This is a genomic window from Curtobacterium sp. TC1, assembly GCF_019844075.1.
Lineage (GTDB): Bacteria > Actinomycetota > Actinomycetes > Actinomycetales > Microbacteriaceae > Curtobacterium.
On record NZ_CP081964.1, the window covers coordinates 2,774,681 to 2,798,431 of the forward strand.

21 protein-coding genes and 1 tRNA gene are annotated in these 23,751 nt (G+C 62.0%); 12 read left to right on the forward strand and 10 right to left on the reverse strand.

Annotation, left to right across the window (positions count from 1 at the left end; translation table 11 throughout):
- Positions 1–169: 169 nt before the first annotated feature.
- Positions 170–1,366 (reverse strand): acetate/propionate family kinase, encoded by a 1,197-nt coding sequence (locus tag KZI27_RS14105; protein WP_123313812.1) that lies wholly within the window; start codon positions 1,364–1,366, stop codon positions 170–172.
- Between the two features lie 52 nt (positions 1,367–1,418).
- On the reverse strand, positions 1,419–3,527 hold the full coding sequence (gene pta, locus KZI27_RS14110; RefSeq protein ID WP_222658107.1) for a phosphate acetyltransferase: 2,109 nt from the start codon (positions 3,525–3,527) through the stop codon (positions 1,419–1,421).
- 121 nt (positions 3,528–3,648) lie between these two features.
- Here pta and KZI27_RS14115 point away from each other — a divergent pair.
- The 3 genes from KZI27_RS14115 to KZI27_RS14125 all read left to right on the forward strand — a co-directional run bounded on the left by KZI27_RS14115 (position 3,649) and on the right by KZI27_RS14125 (position 6,226).
- A tRNA-Ser gene (locus KZI27_RS14115) sits at positions 3,649–3,733 on the forward strand.
- 132 nt (positions 3,734–3,865) lie between these two features.
- Entirely contained in the window at positions 3,866–5,461 is a 1,596-nt protein-coding gene (locus KZI27_RS14120; RefSeq protein WP_222658108.1) for a tyrosine-type recombinase/integrase, read from the forward strand.
- A 267-nt stretch (positions 5,462–5,728) separates the two neighbouring features.
- The gene (locus tag KZI27_RS14125) at positions 5,729–6,226 is read left to right on the forward strand and encodes a hypothetical protein (protein WP_222658109.1); all 498 of its coding nucleotides are present in this window, start codon (positions 5,729–5,731) and stop codon (positions 6,224–6,226) included.
- A 104-nt stretch (positions 6,227–6,330) separates the two neighbouring features.
- Here KZI27_RS14125 and KZI27_RS14130 read toward each other — a convergent pair whose 3' ends face one another.
- The 4 genes from KZI27_RS14130 to KZI27_RS14145 form a co-directional block, all read right to left on the reverse strand.
- Complete coding sequence (locus KZI27_RS14130) at positions 6,331–6,696, reverse strand: hypothetical protein (protein WP_222658110.1); 366 nt, start codon at positions 6,694–6,696, stop codon at positions 6,331–6,333.
- A 22-nt stretch (positions 6,697–6,718) separates the two neighbouring features.
- Positions 6,719–8,017, reverse strand: a complete 1,299-nt coding sequence (locus KZI27_RS14135) for a hypothetical protein (RefSeq protein ID WP_222658111.1) — start codon at positions 8,015–8,017, stop codon at positions 6,719–6,721.
- Between the two features lie 662 nt (positions 8,018–8,679).
- The gene (locus KZI27_RS14140; RefSeq protein WP_222658112.1) at positions 8,680–10,095 is read right to left on the reverse strand and encodes a hypothetical protein; all 1,416 of its coding nucleotides are present in this window, start codon (positions 10,093–10,095) and stop codon (positions 8,680–8,682) included.
- Positions 10,050–11,981, reverse strand: coding sequence for an AAA family ATPase (locus tag KZI27_RS14145; protein ID WP_222658113.1), 1,932 nt, complete (start codon positions 11,979–11,981; stop codon positions 10,050–10,052). The genes KZI27_RS14140 and KZI27_RS14145 overlap by 46 nt, the downstream gene beginning before the upstream one ends.
- A gap of 125 nt (positions 11,982–12,106) precedes the next feature.
- Between KZI27_RS14145 and KZI27_RS14150 the strand changes: the two genes are divergently transcribed.
- On the forward strand, positions 12,107–12,346 hold the full coding sequence (locus tag KZI27_RS14150) for a hypothetical protein (protein ID WP_222658114.1): 240 nt from the start codon (positions 12,107–12,109) through the stop codon (positions 12,344–12,346).
- Positions 12,347–13,168: 822 nt separating this feature from the next.
- Here KZI27_RS14150 and KZI27_RS14155 read toward each other — a convergent pair.
- Positions 13,169–13,717 carry a hypothetical protein gene (locus KZI27_RS14155; RefSeq protein WP_222658115.1) on the reverse strand — a complete coding sequence of 183 codons (549 nt, stop codon included), beginning with the start codon at positions 13,715–13,717 and terminating at the stop codon, positions 13,169–13,171.
- A gap of 238 nt (positions 13,718–13,955) precedes the next feature.
- Between KZI27_RS14155 and KZI27_RS14160 the strand changes: the two genes are divergently transcribed.
- The 6 genes from KZI27_RS14160 (at position 13,956) to KZI27_RS14185 (ending at position 17,221) form a co-directional block, all read left to right on the forward strand.
- A complete protein-coding gene (locus tag KZI27_RS14160) occupies positions 13,956–14,657 on the forward strand; it encodes a recombinase family protein (RefSeq protein ID WP_222658116.1) in 702 nt (233 codons plus the stop codon).
- Between the two features lie 8 nt (positions 14,658–14,665).
- Positions 14,666–15,040 (forward strand): signal peptidase I, encoded by a 375-nt coding sequence (locus KZI27_RS14165; RefSeq protein ID WP_222658117.1) that lies wholly within the window; start codon positions 14,666–14,668, stop codon positions 15,038–15,040.
- A 53-nt stretch (positions 15,041–15,093) separates the two neighbouring features.
- Positions 15,094–15,666 (forward strand): prepilin-type N-terminal cleavage/methylation domain-containing protein, encoded by a 573-nt coding sequence (locus KZI27_RS14170; protein WP_222658118.1) that lies wholly within the window; start codon positions 15,094–15,096, stop codon positions 15,664–15,666.
- Complete coding sequence (locus KZI27_RS20375; RefSeq protein ID WP_222658119.1) at positions 15,659–16,111, forward strand: prepilin-type N-terminal cleavage/methylation domain-containing protein; 453 nt, start codon at positions 15,659–15,661, stop codon at positions 16,109–16,111. The genes KZI27_RS14170 and KZI27_RS20375 overlap by 8 nt, the downstream gene beginning before the upstream one ends.
- Positions 16,112–16,736: 625 nt before the next feature.
- Positions 16,737–16,988 carry a hypothetical protein gene (locus KZI27_RS14180; RefSeq protein WP_222658120.1) on the forward strand — a complete coding sequence of 84 codons (252 nt, stop codon included), beginning with the start codon at positions 16,737–16,739 and terminating at the stop codon, positions 16,986–16,988.
- A gap of 68 nt (positions 16,989–17,056) precedes the next feature.
- A complete protein-coding gene (locus tag KZI27_RS14185; RefSeq protein WP_222658121.1) occupies positions 17,057–17,221 on the forward strand; it encodes a hypothetical protein in 165 nt (54 codons plus the stop codon).
- Positions 17,222–17,240: 19 nt separating this feature from the next.
- Here KZI27_RS14185 and KZI27_RS14190 read toward each other — a convergent pair whose 3' ends face one another.
- Positions 17,241–18,590, reverse strand: coding sequence for a ParB N-terminal domain-containing protein (locus KZI27_RS14190; RefSeq protein ID WP_222658122.1), 1,350 nt, complete (start codon positions 18,588–18,590; stop codon positions 17,241–17,243).
- A gap of 80 nt (positions 18,591–18,670) precedes the next feature.
- Between KZI27_RS14190 and KZI27_RS14195 the strand changes: the two genes are divergently transcribed.
- Positions 18,671–19,822: a hypothetical protein gene (locus KZI27_RS14195; protein WP_222658123.1), complete on the forward strand. Its 1,152-nt coding sequence runs from the start codon at positions 18,671–18,673 to the stop codon at positions 19,820–19,822.
- Between the two features lie 41 nt (positions 19,823–19,863).
- Here the strand turns inward: KZI27_RS14195 and KZI27_RS14200 are convergent, their stop codons facing one another.
- Together KZI27_RS14200 and KZI27_RS14205 are read right to left on the reverse strand one after the other, a co-directional pair.
- Positions 19,864–20,511: a hypothetical protein gene (locus KZI27_RS14200; RefSeq protein WP_222658124.1), complete on the reverse strand. Its 648-nt coding sequence runs from the start codon at positions 20,509–20,511 to the stop codon at positions 19,864–19,866.
- A 49-nt stretch (positions 20,512–20,560) separates the two neighbouring features.
- On the reverse strand, positions 20,561–22,342 hold the full coding sequence (locus KZI27_RS14205) for an AIPR family protein (protein ID WP_222658125.1): 1,782 nt from the start codon (positions 22,340–22,342) through the stop codon (positions 20,561–20,563).
- Positions 22,343–23,095: 753 nt separating this feature from the next.
- On the opposite strand from KZI27_RS14205, the gene KZI27_RS14210 reads away from it, so the two are divergent.
- Positions 23,096–23,740 (forward strand): hypothetical protein, encoded by a 645-nt coding sequence (locus tag KZI27_RS14210; protein ID WP_222658126.1) that lies wholly within the window; start codon positions 23,096–23,098, stop codon positions 23,738–23,740.
- Positions 23,741–23,751: the final 11 nt, after the last annotated feature.

Sequence of the window (23,751 nt, forward strand, 5' to 3'; positions counted from 1 at the left end):
GAGTGCCGGACAGGAGGCACGGCGCCAGCCCGCCCCGCGCCTCCCGTCCGCACCTCGTCACCCCGTGCGAGCTTCCACGCTCGGTGCCGCGCTGCAAGCGCGCACCCAGCCACCAACCGCGCACCAGCCGACGAAAGCCGCACCGTGCTGACAGCGTGCAGCCGCGCCGTCAGAGCGCGACCGCAGCCGACTGCCGGGCGATCTCCAGTTCCTCGTTCGTCGGGATCACGAGCACCGCGACACGTGACGTGTCCGTGGAGATGACCCGCGCCTCCCGGGATCCCAGCTCGTTGCGGTCCGCATCGATCTCGATGCCGAGGTGCTCGAGCCCGGCGAGCACGCGCCGGCGCAGCAGCGCGTTGTTCTCGCCGACGCCAGCGGTGAACACGACCGCGTCGAGCCCGCCGAGCTGCGCCGTGTAGGCGCCCACGTAGCGGCGGATGCGGTGCCGGTACACGGCGAGCGCCGCCTCGGCCACCTCGTCGCCGTTCAGGGCGGCGTCCTGGACGTCGCGCATGTCGCCGTTGCCGGTCAGGCCGAGCAGCCCGGACTGCTTGTTGAGCATGGTGTCGAGCTCGTCGAAGGACAGCCCGGCCTCGCGGTGCAGGTGCAGCAGGACGGCGGGGTCGAGGTCGCCGGAGCGGGTGCCCATGACGAGGCCCTCGAGCGGCGTGAGCCCCATCGACGTCTCGATCGACTTCCCGCCGTCGATCGCTGCGGCCGACGCGCCGTTGCCCAGGTGCAGCACGATGGTCTTCAGCTCGGACAGCGGGCGGTCGAGGAACACGGCTGCCTGCTCCGAGACGTACTTGTGGCTCGTGCCGTGCATGCCGTAGCGGCGGATGGCGTACTTCGCCGCCAAGTCGGCCGGGATCGCGTAGGTGTACGCGTGCGGCGGCATCGTCTGGTGGAAGGCGGTGTCGAACACGGCGACGTGCGGGACGTCGGAGAAGACCTGCTTCGCGGCCCGGATCCCCTCGAGGTTCGCCGGGTTGTGCAGCGGCGCGAGGCTGTTCAGTGCCTCGATCTGCCGTTCGACGTCGTCGGTGACCACGGTCGCGCGGTCGAAGGTGGTGCCGCCGTGCACGACCCGGTGCCCGACGACGGCCGGCGGGTGTTCGTCGAACGAGGGGCCGACCTTGGCGAACGCGTCGATCATCGCCTGGAACCCGGCGGCGTGGTCGGGCACGGACGCGGCGTCGTTCGACGACGACTCCCCCGTCAGCGCGTTGGTGTGCTTCCACGCGCCGGCCGACTCACCGATGCGCTCGACGAGGCCGGAGGCGAGCGTGCGCTCCCCCTCGAGTTCGATGAGCTGGTACTTGAACGAACTCGATCCGGAGTTCACGACGAGGGCTGCGGTCACGGGATGGGTCACTTTCTCTGTCGGACGGGAGGCACGGCGCGGGTCGCGCAGGTCAGGCCGCGTCGGACGCGGTGCCGGCCTGGATCGCGGTGATCGCGACGGTGTTCACGATGTCGCTGACGAGAGCACCGCGCGAGAGGTCGTTGATCGGCTTGCGCAGTCCCTGCAGGACCGGCCCGATCGCGACCGCTCCGGCGGAGCGCTGCACGGCCTTGTAGGTGTTGTTGCCGGTGTTCAGGTCCGGGAAGATGAACACGGTCGCCTTGCCGGCCACCGGGGAGTCCGGCATCTTCGTGCTCGCGACCGTCGGGTCCGCTGCGGCGTCGTACTGGATCGGGCCCTCGACGAGCAGGTCCGGCCGGCGTTCGCGGACGAAGGCGGTCCCGGCGCGGACCTTGTCGACGTCGGCCCCGGAGCCGCTGTCGCCGGTCGAGTAGCTGAGCATCGCGACGCGGGGGTCGATGCCGAACTGGGTCGCGGTCTCGGCGGACGAGATCGCGATGTCCGCGAGCTGCTCGCTCGTCGGGTCCGGGATCACCGCGCAGTCGCCGTAGACCAGGACACGGTCGGCGAGCGCCATCAGGAAGACGCTCGACACGATCGAGGTGTCGGGACGGGTCTTGATGATCTCGAAGGACGGCCGGATGGTGTGCGCCGTCGTGTGCTTCGCGCCGGAGACCATGCCGTCGGCGAGCCCGAGCTGCACCATCATCGTGCCGAAGTAGGACACATCGGTCACGGTGTCGCGGGCGAGCTCGATCGACATGCCCTTGTGCGCCCGGAGACGGGTGTACTCCTCGGCGAAGCGTTCGCGCAGCTCGGGGTCGAACGGGGACACGAGCTGCGCGGCCTCGAGGTCGAGGCCGAGCTCGGTCGCGCGGGTGCGGATCGCGGCGGGGTCGCCGAGGATGGTCAGCTCGCAGACCTGCCGGGCGAGCAGCGTCGAGGCCGCGCGGAGGATGCGGTCGTCCTCGCCCTCGGGGAGCACGATGCGCTTGCCGTAGCCGCGCGCCCGGTCGAGCAGGCTGTGCTCGAACATGAGCGGCGTGACGACGCCGGACGGCGTGAGCTGCAGACGGTCGCGCAGGGACTCGGCGTCGACGTGCTGCTCGAACAGGGCGAGTGCGAGGTCGGCCTTGCGCGGCGAGTCCGCTGCCAGGCGCCCGCGGGTCTGGGTGATGCGGAGCGCGGTGTCGTAGGTGCCCAGGTCGTTCTGGGCGATCGGCAGTGAGCTCGACAGCCCCTCGAGCAGCCGGGAGATCTGCGGCGCGGTCTCGAACCCGCCGTTGAGGATGACGCCGGCCAGGCTCGGGAACGTGTCCGACTGGTTCGCCAGCAGGGTCGCGATGAGCACGTCGCTGCGGTCGCCCGGGACCACGACGATGCCGCCCTCGATCAGGCGGGGCAGGACGTTCTCCATGCTCATCCCGGCGACGACGGTGCCGAGCGCCTCGCGGTCGAGCAGGGCGTCGTCCCCGCGCACCAGGGTCGCGTCGGTCGCCTGCAGCAGCGCGCGGACGGTCGGGGCGACGAGGACGCGGTCCTCGGGGATCGCCCACACCGGCACGTCCGGGTGGTCGTCGTGCACGGCCCGCTCGACGCTCGCCACGATCGCGGCGAGCGCGTCCGGGTCGGCGCGGTTCACGACGACGCCGAACAGCTGCGCGTGCGCGGCCCGCAGTTCGCTCGTCGTGACGTCCGCGACCTGCGCCATGCCCTCGGGCGTGCGGGCACCGCGCTCGGCCGCGTCACGACCACCGAGGACGAGGAGTACCGGGGCACCGAGGTTCGCGGCGACCTTCGCGTTGAAGGAGAGCTCGGTGGGGCTGCCGACGTCGGTGTAGTCGGACCCGAGCACGACGACGGCGTCGCACTGCCGCTCCACCTGGGCGAAGCGGTTCACGATCGTGCCGAGGGCGGCGTCGGGGTCGGCGTGGACGTCGTCGTAGGTGACCCCGACGGCGTCGTCGTACGAGATGCCGACCGCGGTGTGCTGCAGCAACAGCTCGAGCACGTAGTCGGGCTCGGCGACCGAGCGGGCGACGGGGCGGAACACGCCGACGCGGCCGACGGAGCGCGCGAGGGTCTCTAGGACACCGAGGGCGACGGTGCTCTTGCCCGTGTGCCCTTCTGCTGACGTGATGTAGATGCGGGTCGACACGCGCCCCAGGGTAGTCGCCGGACATGTCACGACAACTGGGAGCACGGGCGTCGACGACACACGGTCGTGAGCACCCTCGGGAACCTGTACCATTGGGTGTCGCCGTCGCGAGACAGCGCAAGGAGAATTCGCCTAGTGGCCTATGGCGCACGCTTGGAAAGCGTGTTGGGTGCAAGCCCTCGGGGGTTCGAATCCCCCATTCTCCGCCGAAGCACGAAAATCCCCGGAAACTCAACGGTTTCCGGGGATTTTTTTGTGTTCGACACGCCACCGGTTGGGCACATCACTAGGTACAACCTCGTTGCGTGATTCGAACCCCGCCCGTTAGCGTGAGCCCGATGGCCGACACGACAAATCCTCGACCGAAGCGCCCGAACCGGTCGGGGTCGCTCCACCAGTTCCGACACACCGTGGGCGGACGTGAGTACCTGCGTTGGCGGGCGACCGGTTACTTCACACCTCCAGAAGGGAAGCCGAAACGTCTCGTCGGCACCGGTACAACTGCCGCAGCCGCACAGGAGAAGCTGCACCAACGCATCCTCGAGGAACGCGTCACCTACGGGCTAATCGGTCGCGATGCGCTGGACCTCCCTGAACGCTCGAAGAAGCGTCTCCTCTCCGACGTGGCCGACGAATGGCTGAGGGATCGAGAGGTTGACCCGAAGCTGCGACGCAACTCCTTCAAGGGCTACGAGGCGAAGGTGCGCAACTACGTGCTTCCCCATCTCGGAAGCACACCTGTCCGCATGATCGACCACGACCAGATTCGTTCGTTCGTATGGGACACGCTTCCGAACATCACGACTGCCGAGGGGACTCCGGTACTCGGACAGACCGCTCACAGAGGCGTGTTCGGTGTGCTCCAACTGATCCTCGCGTTTGCGGTGAAGCGGCAGTACATCGACTACAGCCCCATCGCGGCAGTGCGCGCGCCCCAGAAGGCGAAGCGAACCAAGGAAGACATTCGTATCCTGCGCGACCTTGCCGACACCGTTCCAGCGCAGGTCGTGCACGCCGTAGGTGAGGACCCTCCGGCAGAGTTGCGGTGGTTGCTCGCATTTCACGGTCTGCGTCAGGCAGAGGTGTTGGGTCTCACGGATGACTGCATCCACTGGTACGGCACGATGCCCACCAAGATCACCATTCAGCAACAGCTGGATCGCATCACCGTTCAGCACGGATGTGGGGACTACGACGCCGCTAGCCGCCGATGGTCCTGTGGGAAGCAAGCGGATCGATGCCCGAAGCGAAACGGGGGTGGTCACCAGTTCATCCGGTACGAAGCAAAGAGCGAGTCCGGTGACCGCGAGCTCCCGTTGACGAACGATCTTCGTGACGCGGTGCTTCGACACTACGACTGGCTTCGCAAGGTCCGAGCAGGTGACGGGTTTAGTCCTCTCAGCGGGGACAAGATGGATAGCCTCGTGTTCGTGAAGTCCAACGGGCATCCAATACGGCCGCAGGATGATCGTGCAGCGTGGGCGAGGGTTTTAAAGAAGACAGGGGTTAGCCATCCCCTTCGAGTGCACGATGCTCGACACCTTGCCGCGACCATCGCTGTGAACGAAGGGGTATCCCCGGACAAGATCGCTCGCATCTTCGGGTGGAGTGTTCGTCATGCTCACGAGATGATCAGGCTGTACGCGCACCCCACCGCAGCCATCCTTCAAGACGGCATGGACAGCATCGGTGCTCGCCTGCAGGATCGCCGCCGTGTCACTGAGCAGGAGATGAGCAGGATCAGTGACCTGCTGCAGGCCGGCATGGACGCGGACCTCGTCTCGTTTACGCTCACCGATAAGAGGATGCGGGCGATCCCCGACGCAGTGCGAGCAGATCCTGACAAGCGGACGCGAGCACTCAAGGATGCTCAAGTGACGGAAGCCTTGGTGAACGCGATCATTACGTCCACACCCGGTTTCGATGTGATCTAGGACGCGGTAGCTCCGCATCTAACAGACGAACCGGTCGCCGGTCACACGATGACACCCTCCGGCGATGAGCACTCTTAGACCGTCGCTCACAGTTCGGTCCCCTAAATGCTCAGGGTAGGTAAGTCGATAGATGCACTGCCCCGAAATGTGTGGACGGGTGAGAAGCCCTCGGCGGGATAGCTGCTCACCGAGGGCTTCGCTACGGGTGCTCACGCGCGAGTGCTCACCGAGGGTCGGGCGATATTCGCAGGGACCTCAGGAGGCCCCATGCGATTCCACATCATCATGAGCACCGGCGACGTGATGCAGTGCCGGTCACTCGACTGCTCAATACCTGCCCACTACGAAGACGTGAGCACTGCGCGTGCTCACTACGAGGAGATCGCCGACGCCGAGTTCCGCCCGATGGTGTCGCACACTCGGCGTCACACTCCGCAGAAGCGGGCTGAACCGGCCGGGGCGCAGGCACTACGTCTCCGCCAAGCCCAGGCAATCGCTGAGCAGGAGAGGGCACTCGAACGCGACTTCGAGAACCTCAACGCGAACTTCCAACGCTTCCGCACTTCCCCTGAGGCTTCCGCACCTCCGGTTGAGCGTGGTGACTGGCGCGCAAAGCAGGCCTCAGATGCTCAGCGCAACGGGGATGCACACCACGACGCGAACCCCGACACGTCTGTCTCGGGCTACCACGACTCATCGGTACAAGAAGGTGACGACGATTTCGTGGATGACGACTCCCTCCCGTGGGAGCTCCGCCCGTTCTGAGCCTCAGGCGATATAGCTCGTGTTGAAGGGTAGGGGAACCCGCCAGAACAAGAACCCCCGCTTGGAACAGAGGCCAAGCGGGGGTTCTTTGTGTCTGAGCAGCGTCAGCGTATCAAGCGGCGCATATCTCCTCTGGTAGGAGGCGCACTCCAGCCGATGATGCAGCGCGCTGCCAACATGGCTTCGGGTGAGTGCTTGTAGGCAGAGGCGGCTTCCTCTGCACTGATACCCATGTAGACAGCGAGGTCTTCGATGGTGCCCAACCAGCCAGCAGGTGGGAATCTCGAAGGGTCATCGCCGACAATCGCTTCGAGATTCCGACGCACAGCCCATTGGATGTAGGGGCTCCCGTCCGGATTGGGTCCTTGTTCGAAGTCGTCGCAGGGTTCGCCGGTAGGTGTGTAGACGAGTTGGCCGTTGATGATTGCGAAGCCAGCAGTCGCCTGTTCCTCACTCAGTTCTTGATTCACGATCCTTTCTCCTTCTGATGGGTTAGTTTCTTGCCCAGCTGCGGGCGAGCTTCATCGGTGTCTTGTTGTCGTTGTTTAGCAATGGCAGGATGACGAGTTTCCCTGCATCCTCTAACCCGAAGCCTTTGTCGGCCAGTCTGAGGTTACGAACGGCTTCCTTGCTGTTCGTGAAGTACACAAGCTGTTTGTAAACGGTTGGAGAGGTTTGCCAGCGCGGTGGTTGTACTTGCACTTCCGCGCCGTCTCGCATGGTGCCCTTACGTTCTGGCGCGAGTTCGCAAAAGTTCCAGGTCGCTAGGTGCTTGCGGTAGGTACTCGCGTCCTTGGGGTTTAGCTCCACCTCAACCGCGACACTGACAGGTGATCTACCTTTTCGCTGCTCTTCAAGATTGAACACGAGGTCTGGATGGTGATGATTCCGAACGTCGTAGCGCTTGGTGCCGTACTCGTTCGAACCAATCGTCCAGAGTTCGGGGTACCAGCGCGTGATGTCTTTCCACTCGAAATCAGATTCTGCTGCGTCCTGACGAATCATGGACATGAGGTCTCGCTCGCGCCAGGCTCCAAAGTTCTTTGGAGTCATGTCGTCAGGGAGGTCCTTCCCTTCCTCTTCAAGGAGATTGCGACGGACCGCCCAGTGATGCCGTATCTCGTGCTCGCTCAGAATCTGGTCGTATGTAAGTGTTGGCACACGGAGCTTCCGCTGCCAATCGAAGATCGTTGGACTCATTGCCTGCATCGCGATCTGCACAGCGCCAAGCTGGTGAGCCGCTTCTGACGGGTTGAACTTCGTGAGAGGGTGGGCCTCGGCCGTGCGGAATTGGTACGCGAGATCTGCCGCCGCATGGCCTTTGTCCGTTGCTGCCCAGAGGGTATCGGTTCCGACGATGGAGTGCGACCGGACTAAGCCTGCTTCTTCCAAGCCACGCAGGCGATGGGTCACGGTGTCTGACTTTACAAATCTGTGAAGACGGGCATTATCCGGATTCTGGATGACCTGCAAGGGACGCAGTAGGTCAGCAGTAGCGAACTGGAACTTGGCTAGAGGGACAAGGAGGTTCATGTCCTTCTGGGTCAGGGTGCGGCGTCGATACACCGGGTTCGGAACGTTCTTCTTCCGTCCGTCGGGAACTTCCCCCGACGCTTTGCGACGGTCTACTTCCTCTTGTTCGGCTACTGAACGCACCGGAGCGTAGGGGTTGGCGTGCGAGGCTCGGGCCCTTGAGTGCCCGGTCATCGGCTCGCTGTCAAAGTGAGGCTCTGGGTAGTCGTCTTCGTCGTCTTCGAAGAACGGGTTTGGCGCGATGTCAAGATTGGTCATGTCAGTACTCCTTTGCCATTTTGCGGCAGTCAGGAGTAATATCGGTTTACCCATACAGAGGTCGTACTAAGCCCACAAACCCGTGTATCAGGGAACCCGTACTCGTCACCGTATGGGACTGGTACGCGCCTAGTACGTTACGGGTGGTCTCTACGCGGCTTTCCGCTAGTCGCATAAGGGGGGATCGGTAATCGCTCTTCCCATTCAGAGACCAGTCATTCGGACCGGAACCAACGCTAGAGACCATCGCTCAGATACCCGCCACGCCAGGGCATGAAGGAGTGTGCGCACCTTCAAGAACATCCAAAAGCAGGAAGGTGTGACACCTTCCCACCGCGTGCCGCTGAGTGTGCGACACCTTCCCGCTGTCACTCTGAACGTGCGACACGTTCCCGTCAGATCACAGTCGGGAGTGTGCGACACCAACGGGAGTGTGCGACACCAACGGGAGTGTGCGACACGTTCCAGAAGGTGTGACACCTTCTCGAAGACTTCCCCCGGACCACTGGGTTGCGTCGGCGTCTCTGTACCGAGGGATCGGCTACTACGGAACACGATCCGGATGGAGGGGCGACGGCACACCCTCCAAACCTCCGTGCCTAGGGGACGAGCGAGCGGACGGCAGAGGACCCGCGCAGTCAGTCTTTTTCTTTTTTTGACGATCAACCGAAGTCGATCGGCGAGCTATCTCCTCGAACCTTTGGACCGGTTTGCGACACCACACTCCCTGCCCGCATCAGTTGTTCGGTATTCAAACCGATCGCCCTACACAGCACTAGCGAGAGCACCGCACGGGTGTCCCTATCGACCCTGGCGAGGACATCCTGCTCCCCGGTTCCCACAGCTGTCACGTGGGAGCCGGTGTGGGCAATGCGGTCCCGAACGTGCATCACGTCTTGCTCCCAAGCGCGCAGATCTACCGCTGCTTGCTCCAGTAAGGGCTTAGAGAGGTCTCTACCGACTGCCTTGAGCTTCTGACGCAAAGTGGGTCTGTTCGAAAGGCCGTCCAGGAGTCTCTTGAAGTCATCGTCGTCCTCATGCTCTAGGTGCCACCGTTGCCGTTCCGCAAATACTGTCGCATCCATTCGATGTCGCGGTAGATGGTCCAAGTGTTCGTAGGTGGACTCCAACGCTGCGACCGCACTAGCCACCTGACTCTCGATGAAAGGAAGCTTCGCGTAATATCCGCCGGAGAGGATTTGCGGCAGCGGGTACAGGTCCGTCGTTGCACGCCACCATCCGGCTAGAACAACGCTAGGGTTCGAATCGTTGGCTGTGAAGAGCATCTGAAACCCAGAGTGCTTATGAGCATCCCGCTGTACTGATCGATGGCGGTATATTCGCACGCGCCTGCCATCGATTGATGCTTCCTGCCGAACCAGATGCGCAGGTCGCTGGTATGCGAAGGTAAGGCAGTTCCGTGCGTCCATCGTAAGCCGCTCGTGAAAGGCGAACGGGGCCGCTGGCGCAGTGTTGATAACAATGGCTGCAGTATCCCCCGAGCCCTGCGGGATGAAGAGGCTTCCGTTTGACGCTCGGCGGCGCACTACCTGGGGCTGCGCCACTTCGACCGTCACCTCGTGCTGTGAGCCGTACGGGGCAAAAGTAGCGGCTTCATGCTGCGGCTCAGGTGCGCCTTCCGCAACAGGGTCGGGGTGCCTGCTCCACATGCCTAGGTGTTGAAACTGCAGCCGGCTTTCCGTTACGCGCACCTCGTCCATCGCCCCGAGGTGAGCGCCAACAGCGACCACGCTGATTGCTCTGTGCCATCGTTGTTGAGTGTCAGTGCCACCCTGGCGGGGCTCGATGGGGCTCCACCCCAGCGACCAAAGAGTCACTTCCCTGCCGTCGCTGAGCTTGCCGTGTAGCGCGGGAACATCCATCTTGTAGACGGCTTGGTCGTCGAACGCCGATGACCAGTGGAGGGACGAGCGACCGGAAGACCGCACCTTCACGTAGCCGCTGTAGCGACGTCCGGGTTCGGTCGGGCTCCACCAGTCGCCGTCGAGCCTCGTACTCGTCATGTCGGTCGTTATGCCGAAAGGGTCTTGTTGATCGCCTCGAATAGGCTTGCCCACCGGTCGATCGTGCCCTCGCTGAGTGCACCTAGGAACTTCTCCCGGTCAGCGGATCGCATCAGGTACTCGGCGGGCTTCCCGTGCTCCTTGAACGTCTCGCCGTTGGCCCGGCCGATGCGGGCGATGATGCGGTCGGTCCCGTTGAGGTCGCTCACCTTGAGGTTTGAACCGAATGCTGGGTTGTAGAGCTTCAGGTACTCCCCGGGCGTGAACAGGTCCTCGATGTCGCTCGGCTCCATCGCCGCGAAGTCGTTGGTGCTGATCACCCGCTTCTGCGGCAGGGCCTTCGCGCGAACGAGGGTGTCGAGCTTGCCGGTGGACTTCGAAGTCCCGTCGATGAGGAGGGTCACGTCGAGTTCTGCGAACAGCGAGACGAAAGCAGGCATGTTCGTCGCGCCGTGCGTGCTGACGATGCGCCAGCGCGGGTCCAGACCCTCGCGACCGAGGGACCGGAGGTGGTCGGACATGATCCGCAGGTACGTGTCGTCGCTGCCCCCTTCGAGCAAGAGGTTGTCAGGACCGATCAAGAGGTTCTGAGCTATGTCGTACCCGAGAGCCGCCTGCAGGGGGAACGTCGCGTCTCCACCGACCGTGTGTACATCCTCGGTCACAACGGAACCGGAGTCGGGTCCCTTGTCCTCCACGATCCGTACTCGCTCTACGCGGTTCGGCTCCACCATGAAGGGAGAGTGGGTCGTGTAGACGACCTGCGACCGTGCTCCAAGCCGTTCGTTGATGAACCGCAGGAAGTCGGCCTGAGCCTTGCCGTGCAGGGACATGGCTGGCTCATCCAGGAGGACGATCACTTCGTTGCCGCGGTCTTCGAACTCCGAGAACGCAGCGAAGAACGAGAAGAACCACTGGAACCCCTTGGAACGCTGGTCGAAGCTCCCCGTGAACCCGTGGCGGCTATCCTTCACACGCACCTCGAGGAAGCGAACGACGGTCGACTGGTTGTAGCTGTTGCCGACGACCTTCTTGTCCGCATCGATCTCCACTGACAGGTTCGAGTTCTGGGTCCAGTACTCGAATACCTGCCGCGTCAGCTCGTTGCTCGCGGCCTCCAACTCGCTCTTGCGCTCGTCAAAGTCCTCTGCCTGAACGTTCGCCGTGTCTGCGCCGGCGAGCCGGATCAAAGCGCGCGCGGTCTGATTGGCGGAGGCTCCGGGCGTTTCCTCTTCCGACCCGATGGACTGAAGGTCGATTCGCGAGGGAAGGGTCTGGTAGTCGCTGAAGTAGAAGAACTTGGGGAGTCGCTTCCCGAGCAGATTGCCCACCAGCGCTCGCAGTGTTGTGTCCTTCGGGATGGTCTCGTCGATCTTCTCGACGAACTCATCGCAAAGACCCTTCGTGGCCGCGGCTGCCTCGCCTTCCGAGTCCTCAAGCTCTTCGGCAAGTGCTTCAGCGAGGCCCCGCGCTTCCTTCAGAGAAGGCGCGTCGATCTTGGCGCGGAGGTCTGTTGGGGTGCCAAGGAACCCGAAGATGTGATCGAGCGCGGCCCGCTCGCTCACGTCGAGTACGCGCCAGGCCTTGTTGCTGTAGGTCTTGTAGTACGTGAAGATCCGCTCTGGCAGAACTCCGACGCCGTAGAGAGCTTCGGCCTCGGCAACGTCCTCGTCGTCAAGCGTGAAAGTGGCGCGGATCGGTTCCACATCCTCGGCCTCGCCGCTCTTGCGGTCGCGCGTGAGCCGCCAGCGGGGGTAGTCCTTCTGCAAGGAGAACTCTGCGCTGCCGTTAGCAGGGTTGAGACGATGGAGGGCCATCAGCAGTGCTGTCTTGCCGGATTCGTTCTTGCCGACGAGGGCGGTGACATCGTCTTGAAAGCGGATGGTTCCGCTGTCGATCACATTGCGGAACATACGGACGCGCGCCTCGCTGAGCTTCACACGCTCAGCCTAGGGCTTCGCCCTGGCAAAACCGAGCCGTTCTCGCGGAAGCTCGTTAGAGAGCTCCAGTGATATCTCCTCCACTAGGTGCACACCTCTGGACCACTGACCACAGGACCCCGCTCATGACGACGAAGACCCTCCCCGACTGGCGCACGATGACTCCTCAGGACCTCGTAGACCTCAGCGTCGCGGACGAGAGCACATGGTGGGCGCTGTACACCGCAGGGTGGGGCGATCCGGCGTGGCACGCCTTCAAGGACACGGCGGCAGCGCTCGCGCCGCGCGAAGGTGTCACACCGACCAGCGAGCGTGTCACACCTTCTGGTGTCTGGTTCGAGCGGCGCTGGCTCCGCACCCAGTAGCTCCGCGGCCCCACTCGGCTTAGCTGTCCGGCTCGCAGACGATCTACCCGTCTCCGCGGGATCGCGTGGGTACGGCGTCGGGAGGCTCAGACTGCCGCGTAGCGCTCTCTCTGAGCGCGTGAAACGTACCCGCGCCTAATCGCCGGTTCTGTCAGTCCTTGTACGCAGACACAGCCGGTCTAACCCTCGCGTCGGTCATCGAAATCTGGTGCAAGTTGATAGAAGTACCCATGGGGCGCTTTCCTTTTTTCCGCCCTCCTGATCACGGGTTGATTCCGACATTTGCCCCGTGATCCGCCGCTCCGCCACAGTCTCGCTCACTGGTGGCGGAGCGGCGTCGTTAGAGATGCCGATATCTATTCTGTCGCCGTCGGAAGCGACCGGAAAAGGGAGTTGGTCACGTTGACCTGAGTTAATGCTGTCGGAGCTTCGAGAAGCTGTGGATGCGTGAGCGAGTCGCATCTATCTACCACGCGCTCCCGGCACACGCGCAATACAGGATCGGCATGGGATGCGTTGAGAGCGCATCGTGTGAGGGGCCGACTCCGCGCGCTCTTCGGAGCAGGTTGGCGAGTCAGGCGAAGGCCACTATCCCTACGCAACGCAAAGATGATCGGCGTTGGTGTGACACGTTGGGACGATCGAAGCTGCTGGGCTGATCGGTGCACGTTATCGGTCACATGGTGCGCAGGTTGACAATCCTCCGCGCGGGGCGTTTAGGCGGGAGCTCGTCCCACAGGATCATCACTCCTTCACTCTTTCCCGGTGGGGGTCTTGAACAACGAGCCTAAAGCCACTGCTGCTGCACTCGACTAGGGGCGGCTACTTCCTTTTCGCGGCCGAGGCAATGTCTTTGAGCGAGGCGGCAATCTCGTTGATGCGTCCTCTGATTGAGTCGGATGCGACAGCCCACGTGGTCAACGTCACGATGTCCAGATCCAGCATGAACGAGTCGCGCAACCACCGACGCCCCAAACCGCGGTATCGAACAGTCACTGTCACACGCTCGGGTGTCGGTTCGCCGTTCACACGCTTATTCGATCCCCCGTCCACTCCGATCCAATAGGTGTTCGACATTTCCTGGCCAGGGGCAAGATTGGGGATAGGCCGACTGTAGCGACGAATCAGGGTGGTCGTCGCCAAGCTTTCGAGTCGACGCGCCTCAGGGAGGGTGATGGCAGGATCAAACGAGACAGTAAGGTCGCGCGCCACGGTCGGACCGACATTCCTTACTATGAAGTCAATAACAGTGTCCGAGTCCTGTGCCGGGCGGAGCTCGGCGATCACACTCGGCTGACTCCGACGACGACTGTCCATCCCCGTTCGCACGATTGTCACTATTGCAACGATGGCAGTCAGGATCGCGGTCATCGCCGACACGCCTCCGCCGTGCTTGTCGAACCACTCAAGCAAATCGGTCAACCTGTCCCCGCTCTCTGTCAAACCTGATTGACAGGGTAGGCCGAAATCTGTGGTCCCGCCACAAGCTTCGCGGCGCGGCGGGACTCTCCGCGCACTGCGACAAGAATCCCCGTTCTTGTCCCCACGATCTTGTCACCACGTTGTTGATATTAGTACAGCGACAAGAACGTCAGACAAGGAGAACCACATGAAAACCGTACGATTCGGATACATTCGACTGTCCCGCGATGACAGGCCATCACACAGCATCGCGAACCAAAAGAAGGCACTTCTCGCCTACGACCCGTCCATGCGACTGTTCGTGGATGAAGGGGTTAGCGGAGAATCGAATCTCACTGACCCGAAATCAGCGTGGCGCTCAGAACTTCTTCCAGCTCTGCTCGAAACACCGACGGCAGAGGTCGTTCTCTACAGCTTCGACCGTCTGGGGAGAAAGAAGGGAAAAGTGATTTCAGCCGTCGAGGACATAATCGACGGAGGCGGAACGCTATACATCGTTCGGGAGAATAAAACCTTCGATGATGTGGAGGAGGCCTCGCAATCAGTGGAGTTGATTTTTACCGCATACGCCAACGAGAACTACCGAGTTGATGTTGAAAAGAAGACGGCTCGTGCGCTCGGGGAGCTTCACAAGATCGGTGTGAAGCTCGGGCGTCGTCCTTCTTTGTCCGAGAAGGATGCCGCGAAGATCAAGGAGCTTCGTCGCCGCGGCCTTGGAGCTACGGCCATTGGACGAGTCGTTCAGACGACTCGCGTTGGCGGGCGGATGTTTGATACCGCCCCGCGAGAGGTTCGTCGGGTGTTGAACGGCACTTACGTGACGAGGGAAGTCTGGGAGCGCCGCAATCAAGCGGCACGCCTCAACCTACTCAACTCTTTAGACAAGTGAGTCCGACCATGACCATCATCAAGCGGACACTCACGCTGATTTACGCCGCAGCGATCCTCTCATTCGCCCTCGCGTTCACCGTCGGCGGGTACTCGGTTGGGCACATCATGAGCGGATCGATGGACCCGACAATCAAAACCGGTGACTGGATCATCCAGCACAAGGCGTCCGCCGAAGACATGAAGCTCGGAAACATCGTCACGTACACGGGCCACGAAAAGGCAATGGGCCACGAGTTCATCACCCATCGGATTATCGGTGTCGTTGGGGATAAAGCCTTCACGAAAGGTGACGCAAACCCTGTGGCTGATCCCGAACTGATCACTGATGAAGACCTATTCGCTGTCGTCGTGTGGCACTTCTCGCTGCCGTTCGGCAACTAGTCAGTCCTTGTACGCACTGATATTCGTTCTACTCAACACAAAGGAGCACCATCATGCACATCAGACCCAGAAAGGTCCTCGAAGACGGCTTCACTCTCATCGAGCTAGTCATCGTCGTAGTCGTCATCGGCATCCTCACCGCCATCGCAATCCCCTCCTACGGCGCGATCCAGCGCACCGCCACCCTCAACGCGCTTGCCTCCGCGAATCAGCAGGCATACACCGCTCGAATGGCGACCCTGGCGGCCAACGGTGACGATGTTGGTAAAGCGAAGATGGACGACCACGGCAACATCGAGGACGGTGAGGTTCGTACGATGACGTGGGGTATGTCTTATGGCGACTACAGAGCAGACATCGGTGACCCACAACCCGAATGGGACGGAGTCACAGACCCGATCGAGCCGGAGGGATGGAACAAAGAAGCCCCTATTCTATGCTCGTACTCCGAAGTGAAGCGTGACGGCGAAGGCTTCGGGCAGAACAAGGTGGGCCGCATTGGTGGAGACCCCATTTGCGCACGCGCCTATGGGGGCGATAGCGGAGGCTGGGACATTGGGTATGGAGCTGGAATCGACCCTGCCACACTCCCAGAGGAACCGTCGGAAGATCAGCCCGATGTTTGAGCGCATTAGACGTGATCGAGACGACGGCTTCACACTGATCGAGCTAGTGATCGTCCTGGGCGTCGTCGGCATCCTCACAGCCATCGCGATTCCGTCCTACACAGCGATTCAGGATCAAGCTTTGCGATCGGTCGCTAAGCAACGCGCGACAGCATCCCTCTCGCAACTTCGTCAGAAGGCAGAGCTTGCTGGCGGAGACGGGTCGTACGTCAGCTCGGACGATCGGTACCTGTACCTGCCGGACTACGACAGCAACGGGAAGACCCTGCACTCCTACGCTGTGACGTTCAACGTCTACGGCCTCGCGACCTACAACAAGTGGGTGCCATGCGCGGGGACCACGACCTACAACGCCGACAAGTCGGTGCGGGAGACTGTCGTCGTCGGTGACCCAATCTGCAAGCAACTGTGGAAGACGGACACCTGGGCTGGGACTGTGTCATGAAGTACCACCTAACCTCCGACGGGACGTGGATGCGCTGTCGCGCCGAGGTACGCGCAGGTCGCGGTGTGACGGACTGCCCCGTGGGAGACGGGCCACACGTCATTGGGCGTGCCGGCATAGCCGCTCTCCCGAACGGAGGCAAGGAGGCTCGGTGGGAGAACGGGGAACGCGTCGTCGCGACCATCAGCCCGATCGACGCTGAGTCGGGAACCTTCACCGTCACGTCCCACAAGCAGAAGGTGCGCGTCTACACCGCTAGCGGTGCACACCTTCCCTACCCGGCAACGAGTGAAGGAGGACCGGACACGGGAGGACACGTGATCGGAAGGCTGAGGCGGGGACCTCACCTGTTTGCAAACACACGCTTCCTGTCCAAAACCGTTCGGCTCATAGTCGCAGTCTCTCGCGCGCAAACCCCACTTCCGTATAACCCATCGGAACGGGGGTTTGTGCTGTAAGAGCCTTGATAGCTGCGTCTACAGACCCTCTACTCCCCCGGACTAGCGCGGGACTTTTAACCGCCGAGCATAGCGCTGTTTTGAGCTCAACTGAGGTTCTAGGAAACTGCGCGAAGGAGTTTCGCTGGTGGGGTTGTGGACTAGTAGTGGCCCATCAAGATGGCATCATGACGAACACCGCGAACACCACGAAGAACACGCCTACCGCAGACGCCGCCGAGGTCGCACTCCCCGAGCGTTCGGAGATCACCCGCACGCTCAACATCCTGAAGCTGTCAATCAGCGACCTCTACGCCGACGCACGTCGTCGTACTCCCTACTTCGCGACCGGCAAGGCGGAGGCTACCGCCAAGCTCAACTCCGCCCTCAAGGTCCTGACGGAGTTCAGCAACCAGCTCGACTCGATCAAGAAGTCCTGACCCTCGCAACCCCACGGACCGCTGAAGGCCTCGGACCCGAACCGGGGCTTTCAGCATGAGAGGAACCCTTGCCGACCTACGACGCTACCGAGACTCACAAGCACGTGAAGCCCGAGATGATGGACAGCTTCAAGCAAGCACTCGCAAACGCCAACCGCGACGGGCAGGAGGTTTACTCCGTGATCGTGACGAACGGCGTGCCGATCATCTACTCGGTGCGCGACCGGGTCTAACGCAACCGCGGCACCGCCATTACGACTGCCAGCGCAGCGGAAGGGGTAGCTCACCACGTGCCGCGAGAGCCGCCGTGTCTCGTGTATCTGCTTGTGCGTCCTGCTTCGCGGTGTACCCGCCGAGCTCGACGTCGAGCTGATCGATGAAGTTTTGCATCACCTTCGGAGCGTCGTGGATCGGCAGCAGCTCGTCAGGCTCCCAGGACAGGTCAACAAGTGTTGCGTACAACTCGCGCGGCCCCGGCTTCACTGGTGACACACCGGCTTCTTCATCCTTGGCGGCTGCTCGCGCTCGCTGCACCCTCGCCCACTCCCCGAGGCTCTGCTTCGTTGAGTCAAACGTGGGTGCCGCAGTTCTTTCTGGAAGAGGCAGCGCCGTCTCCGTCCAGGCGATGTCCGGCAGCACGGCGGCCGTGTAAAGCCCGTACGGCTCATAGACCGGCCGCAGTTGTGGGTGAGTGTCCGCGAAGCTGTACAGCGCAGCCCAATCCCACGCTTGAAATTCGCTCGTGCGATTTAGGACCATACGCAGATAGCTCGACTGTTCCGCGCTTCGCTTCACGATCAGCGCAGGCACACTACCCCGCGGCCACCAACCTTCCGCGTGAAGCTCCCGGATCACCTCGAGGCGAGTCATTCCGTCGATCACCGTCAGGTCTTGATCAAGGATCAGCGGTGCGACGAAACCGGTGATGGCAACGGCCCGCTTAAGTGCGGTCCTTTTCTCCCACTGCGGTCGCTTGTAGCCGCCACCATCGCGGATCGCGTTGAGCGGCACGGCCCCATCGAGACGCATCGATGACAGCCGTTGCCTCACCCTCTTCGCTCTTGCGCGCGCCTGCAACACTCCTGCTTCGCGCCTCCGCTCAGCCCACTCCGCGTAGGCAGGCTCCTGCCGGTAACGCGCCTGTCCCGGAGTGCCGTCGAGCGTGTACGCGCGCATCGAGTCGGCCATGAAGCTTTCTGGAATAACCCGCTCACCGAAGAAGCCAAGTGGTTCGAGCGATGCGAGGTAGTTGAAGGCGTTTTGCGGCGCTGCCAAGAAGTCATCAACCTGCGCGAAGTCCCAACGCTGGAACTCCGCTGCTTTGTTCAAGAGGAAGCGTAAGAGTCGTGCTTGCGTCTCGGTGGCTCGCACACGCACGGTAGGTACGGACGCCCACTCAGCACGAACTGCGGCTCGTACTCTCGCCTCGCCGTCGATGATGCGGTTGTCCTGATCAACGATCACCGGAGCAACGACACCGGATACGTGCAGCGTGTCACTAACTCGCCGCTCGTGCCTGCCTCGTTGCTTTCCAGCAAAGTAGGGCACCAACCCGCGCGGTGCTGCCTCTGCGTACTCCACCACGTCGATGACATCGCCCATGCCGCCCCCTTGATCTCCGCGATTCTAGTAGCCTGTTGCAAGCTGCCGCAGCTCAGGCGGCGGGTCGAGCAGGGGGAGCGATGGCGAAGGTAATGCTGGAGAAGACCCACGCTGGCTACTTCTACGAAGGCTCAGGAGCGCTCTTCACCGAGGACGAGATTACGGAGCGGAGCAACACCGAGCGTCGCAAGAACGCCGACGCGCTCGATGCCGTGCGAGACGCTGGATTCGTCTGCTATCCGCTCTTCGTGAAGACCATCGACGGTCGTTCCGTTGAGAAAGAAGCCTGGGTGCACCCGAGCTTCGAGCCGTCATGCAGCGCGGGCTTCTTCGAGAAGCACGGGATGCGCTACAACGTCTACATCCCGTCATACGAGCGCGCTGGTACCGCCGGCACGATGAAGATGCTAGATGGCTTCGATGTGACCAACTACTACATCTGCATCGACCCAGCGCAGTTCGCAAAGTACAGCACCGTCTACCCACTCGAACGGCTCGTTGTCCGTGACATCAGCTTCCGTGACCCGGACATGCTGGACGCCACAAGCGGGATGAAACTGCCGATTACGATGGCAGGTCACGCGCCGTTGTGTAACTTCACGCTCGCTTTGTCCCGAAGCATGGGCGAGAGTCACTTCTGGTTCATGGACGACGACATCCTGAACCTCGCGGTCAAGACCCGCCGCAACGACTGCACTTTCACTAGCACCGAGCCCTACGAAAAGTCGAAGTACCACCGCGTTTCACGCCTCACCGAGGATCTGGGCTTCGACTTCAAGGACTTCATGCAGCGCATCGAAGAGGTGATGCTGTCGATCCGCAACCCTGGCTTCGTCGGTCTGGAGAAGTTCGGCGCTGTCTGGACCACCCCTGTGATGTGGCGCACCGGTACGCGCGTGTACTCGTACTACCTCACCAACAACGAGACACAGGTCACACATTACGGGCGGCAAAACAACGATGTGATCACCTCTCTTGAGCTGACCAAAAACGGTCTCGTCAACCTGCTTCATCAAGGTGTGCGATACAACTCGGAACCGACGCAGATCGGTACCGGGGGGCAAGCCATTCTCTACCAGACCCTAGGTACAGCTGACAAGGGCCGGGTGCTCTGCCGTGCGCAACCGGCGCACACCAAGATCGCTTATAGGTACCATCGCATTCATCACGAAGGTACCTTCAGGCACGGAACTTCACAGCGCGTCGTGGGTCAAGTGCTGGAGTCCTGCTAGGAGGCCAGCGAGCACTCGGTGACGGTACGGGATGGTCGGTGTTAACCCGCCGCTTCGGCCTTTACCTTCCGCTTCGGTGCCGCACGCTTCTTGCCGAGCGTCTCTTTGATTGATGACAAGGCCGCAGCCCCCTTCAACCGCTTGGCGGCAAGCGGCGATCTAGAAGTGCGGAACTCCTCAAATGCTCGAAGAGCCGAGTCGTTGAGCTTCACCGTTGCGTTTTCGGACTGGTGTGCGGTCTTCAGCCAGGCGAGAAAGTCACGTGTGGTGACGCCCGTGTTTGCGAAGAATCGTGCTGCCTGCTTTTCGTTCTGAACGTTCTCGTTGAAGTCAGCCACGAGCCGCGCCGTCCGGTCAGCCTTCATTTCGGCCGCAATAGCGTCCGCGTTGCGCCAGTCGTCCGCCCACTTGCGCCGCTGGAAGATCGTTGCGTACTTCTCCATGTCTTCCGCAGTGGCCTCGCGAATCAGCACCCCGATGTGCTGCGCGAGGAACTCCCCCTTCAGCACCTCTGCGACCCACGCATCCTGGCTGCCGCGGTACAAGCCCCGGTGCCTCTCGAACAAGGCCGTGAGGTCGTCAACGGGATATGTCTCGACCTCCCAATTGTACTCACCGGTTTCGTCCTGTACCTGCTTACCGGTACTTTCTTGCACCAGATAGGTGACCCCACCCTCTGTCAAACTCATCTCATCCCCTGCTCTTTTGTCGACTGGAGTACTTACTTCTGCGACGCGACTAAGAAGTCGTAGAAGCACGCACTCGCTGCAACAAAGCCTCTTGGCTCCGTCGACTGCGTACATCATCCTTGCGAAGGCTTCGCCCTTCGCTCAGCACTGTCTGGAAGTGATCCCTCGTCAGGTCCATCACTGTTGCGATTGCCGCCTCGATTGCATCAGAGAGCTTCTTGTCCGAGACACGGAAATTGAACTTCTTAGGCTTCGAAAGTCGGAGCGCCGCGGCCTCCACATCCCCCTTCTCGAAGATGCCAACCAGTTCCGGATTCACGGAGGCGGAGACCATCATCGCCATGTGGTATTTAGCCGCCTTTAGCGTCGTTGAATCGGCCGTACGGGCAAAGTATCGATCGAGGCGGTAGATGATCCATGCTGCGTAATAATATGCTTCCTCCGGATATTCACCCCATACGAACGAATCTGCAGCTTCGAGTTCCTTTGGCGCAGCAATCGCCCTAGCGGACTCTCCAAACAGGGTCGCCGCGACTGCTCGATTCAGCTCGGGGGTTGTGACGACGCGAGTTCGAGCAAAATCGAGTGCGGTGCCACGGTTTTGACGCTCGTAGCGCAAGCCCTCCACGCCGGTTTGCGTGAAGTACTCTTCGACATCCTTCGCAACTTTCGAGCTCGCTTGAATGTCAGACGAACCAATCGCAGTTTGCAGATTCGTTGCAACCGAAACGCTCGTCCGGACATCGGCGTCCCGCGAGCTCACTATTTTGACCGGCACCCACAGCTCATCGAGAAGCTTCGGATTCCCTGTCACTTGCGCGGACTCCGACCAACGAATCAGCTGATTGCTCGTCTGCCCTCCGTTTACGACCTGGTACCCCGAGATCGTGAACCGGTCACCCAAACCCCGCAGTTCCGTCGCGATGATTGTGAGGCCGTTGTTCAAGAATGGGAAATGTTCACGCTCTTCGCTGAGTAGCGTCGCCATGATCCGAGAGTTGACGGGATTACTCGCTCCGAGGTCGAGGCGAACGTTGTCATCAAAGATCCCCGCTCGCACTTCGCCCGCCTCGTCCTTGAGAAGCTTCAGAAGCTCGACCGCGGACACTAACCCAATGTGAGCTTCGCTGACTCGGGTGGTTGCAGGGATGGTCTGACGCTTCTCAAAAGAGAATTGAACGTTCTGCGGGCCGTGACGCTCCTTCTGCTTCGCAGTGAGCTCTTCGTGGCCGTGCGTTCGCAGCCTCAGATTTTCAGGGTATGCCCCGATCGCACGGATGCGATCCATCGCCTGAGTCACTTGCAACTCGGACTGCGCACTCTTTCCGTCATTGGAACTCGTGGTTACATAAAAGAGCTCACAGGGAATCCGGCTTTCCTGGAACTTGTCTCCGCTTTCCGCGATCCTGTCGATGAGACTCGCGAGATCCACCAGACGAGGGGGTAGCTGCACACTCCCCGGCTTCATAGCATATGTCGTCACGGATTCAACGCCGTGCAAGAACTTGGCGATCATTTTGGAGTCGTAAGACTCGCTAGTCTTCGCCTGAATGAAGACTACCTTTGAGGTGTTCGTGGCCTGATCTGCGATGAGGTCATCAATTTCTTTTGGCTCCGAAACAACCTTACCATTCACCATTACCGCCGCGATGTCGATACCTTCATCGCTCCCACCCCCGAGCACTGACGCCTCGATGAGTTCTACACTGTTACCCACCCACTGGTAGAGATAGTTGGCGGCGACATAGCGCTCGAACTTCTCGGACTCCGAGCCGTCAAAACCGAAGTCCCGCGCGAACTTCTGAACGCGCTTGCTGGTGAGGGTGTGCATCTAGCTCTTCCTTGAGTGGTCAGAAGTACTTTGCGCATGAAGCAGCAGCGCGCATGGTCTTCGTCCCCCACTACGAGCCGCGCCGAAACGCCGTCCTTGCGTAGTGTGCCAGACGAGGAATCGTCACGGCAAGGCGACGTTTGCCACCAGACTGGTAGGCCAATGACGCAGCGACGAGCCCGCGTTCGCTGCGACAGGCACGCCCTCCACGCGCCGTAGAACGCCGTCTAACGGACGAACGCGCCGCATCGACCCGATCACGTGTGATTGCCTCCTCGACCCTCACACTGCCACATAGCGCCTTTTATCGAGAATGGGCACAAAGCTGGGCACAACGCCGAGTGTTTTGGGTGTCGTCCTGCGCAAAATGGGGGATGCATGGGTATGGGTTCGAATCCCCCATTCTCCGCCAGCAGCAGTTGGGTGCGCGCGCAGCACCCAACTGCGGGGTTCGAATCCCCCGTCCTCCGCCAGCAAGGCCCCGCACTCCGGTGCGGGGCCTTCTTCGTTCGCGGCGTTCGTCGTCGCTGTCCCCCGCGCGGCGGACCCAGCTGTCCCCTGTTCGCCAAGGACTGGCCGTCAAACGCCGATACGGGGTGGAACGGGCTGTCCCCGGTCCGTGTCGGTCACTTATGCTTGCAGGAGCGGACGGCTCCGGGACGAGCCGACCGCGGTGCATCGAGCGGCAGGGGCGTCGCTCGCAGGGCGGCCGATTCGGCGTGCCCGTGAGGCCCGAGGGTTCAGGAGACGCGCATGGGGGACATGACGGTGCCAGCGACGCCACACCTGCGCGCCAGCGTGTACGACGTCGTCCTCCGTCCCCGCCGGTCCCTGGTCCGCTCGACCGCGCTGAGCATCGTGTTCTCGGCAGTGCCGCTCGCCGTCGCCCTGGTCTGGGTGTCGTTCCCGTTCCGGACGTGGGCGCTGGTCGCGACCGTGGTCGTGGCGCTCGCGGTCCTCGTCGGCATCGTGTTCGTCCGACTGAGCACCGCGTACATCGGCATCGACCCCGACGGCCTGACGATCCGGGGCGTGGTCACCGCGCACCGTCGGATCCCCCGCGACCGCGTGCACAGTCTGGTGCTCGCCACCACCTACGGCAGCTCGGTCGACCGCACCATGCGCGAGCTCGTGGCCTTCGACGCGACGGGCGCGCACCTGTTCCGCATCCGCGCCGACGTGTGGGGCGACGACGGGCTCGCCCAGGTCGTCGACGTCCTGGGCGTCCAGCTGACGGAAGAGGCGCGTCCGGTCTCGGCCCGGGTCTTCGCGAAGCGCTACCCGTCGAGCCGCGCCTGGTACGAACAGCGGCCGGCCTACCTGCTCGTCGGCGGCGTGGCGGCACTCGTCGTCGTGGGTCTGCTCGTCGTCGAGTTCACGGGGCTGCTCGGTCGCTGACGCGCGGAGCC

What these genes read in the sequence shown, in the direction of transcription:
- KZI27_RS14120 (WP_222658108.1), top strand. Translation starts at nt 3,866, where the DNA reads ATGGCCGACACGACAAATCCTCGACCGAAGCGCCCGAACCGGTCGGGG.
- KZI27_RS14125 (WP_222658109.1), top strand. Translation starts at nt 5,729, where the DNA reads ATGCGATTCCACATCATCATGAGCACCGGCGACGTGATGCAGTGCCGG.
- KZI27_RS14135 (WP_222658111.1), bottom strand. Translation starts at nt 8,017, where the DNA reads ATGACCAATCTTGACATCGCGCCAAACCCGTTCTTCGAAGACGACGAA.
- KZI27_RS14150 (WP_222658114.1), top strand. Translation starts at nt 12,107, where the DNA reads ATGACGACGAAGACCCTCCCCGACTGGCGCACGATGACTCCTCAGGAC.
- KZI27_RS14155 (WP_222658115.1), bottom strand. Translation starts at nt 13,717, where the DNA reads ATGACCGCGATCCTGACTGCCATCGTTGCAATAGTGACAATCGTGCGA.
- KZI27_RS14160 (WP_222658116.1), top strand. Translation starts at nt 13,956, where the DNA reads ATGAAAACCGTACGATTCGGATACATTCGACTGTCCCGCGATGACAGG.
- KZI27_RS14165 (WP_222658117.1), top strand. Translation starts at nt 14,666, where the DNA reads ATGACCATCATCAAGCGGACACTCACGCTGATTTACGCCGCAGCGATC.
- KZI27_RS14170 (WP_222658118.1), top strand. Translation starts at nt 15,094, where the DNA reads ATGCACATCAGACCCAGAAAGGTCCTCGAAGACGGCTTCACTCTCATC.
- KZI27_RS20375 (WP_222658119.1), top strand. Translation starts at nt 15,659, where the DNA reads ATGTTTGAGCGCATTAGACGTGATCGAGACGACGGCTTCACACTGATC.
- KZI27_RS14180 (WP_222658120.1), top strand. Translation starts at nt 16,737, where the DNA reads ATGACGAACACCGCGAACACCACGAAGAACACGCCTACCGCAGACGCC.
- KZI27_RS14190 (WP_222658122.1), bottom strand. Translation starts at nt 18,590, where the DNA reads ATGGGCGATGTCATCGACGTGGTGGAGTACGCAGAGGCAGCACCGCGC.
- KZI27_RS14195 (WP_222658123.1), top strand. Translation starts at nt 18,671, where the DNA reads ATGGCGAAGGTAATGCTGGAGAAGACCCACGCTGGCTACTTCTACGAA.
- KZI27_RS14200 (WP_222658124.1), bottom strand. Translation starts at nt 20,511, where the DNA reads ATGAGTTTGACAGAGGGTGGGGTCACCTATCTGGTGCAAGAAAGTACC.
- KZI27_RS14205 (WP_222658125.1), bottom strand. Translation starts at nt 22,342, where the DNA reads ATGCACACCCTCACCAGCAAGCGCGTTCAGAAGTTCGCGCGGGACTTC.
- KZI27_RS14210 (WP_222658126.1), top strand. Translation starts at nt 23,096, where the DNA reads ATGGGGGACATGACGGTGCCAGCGACGCCACACCTGCGCGCCAGCGTG.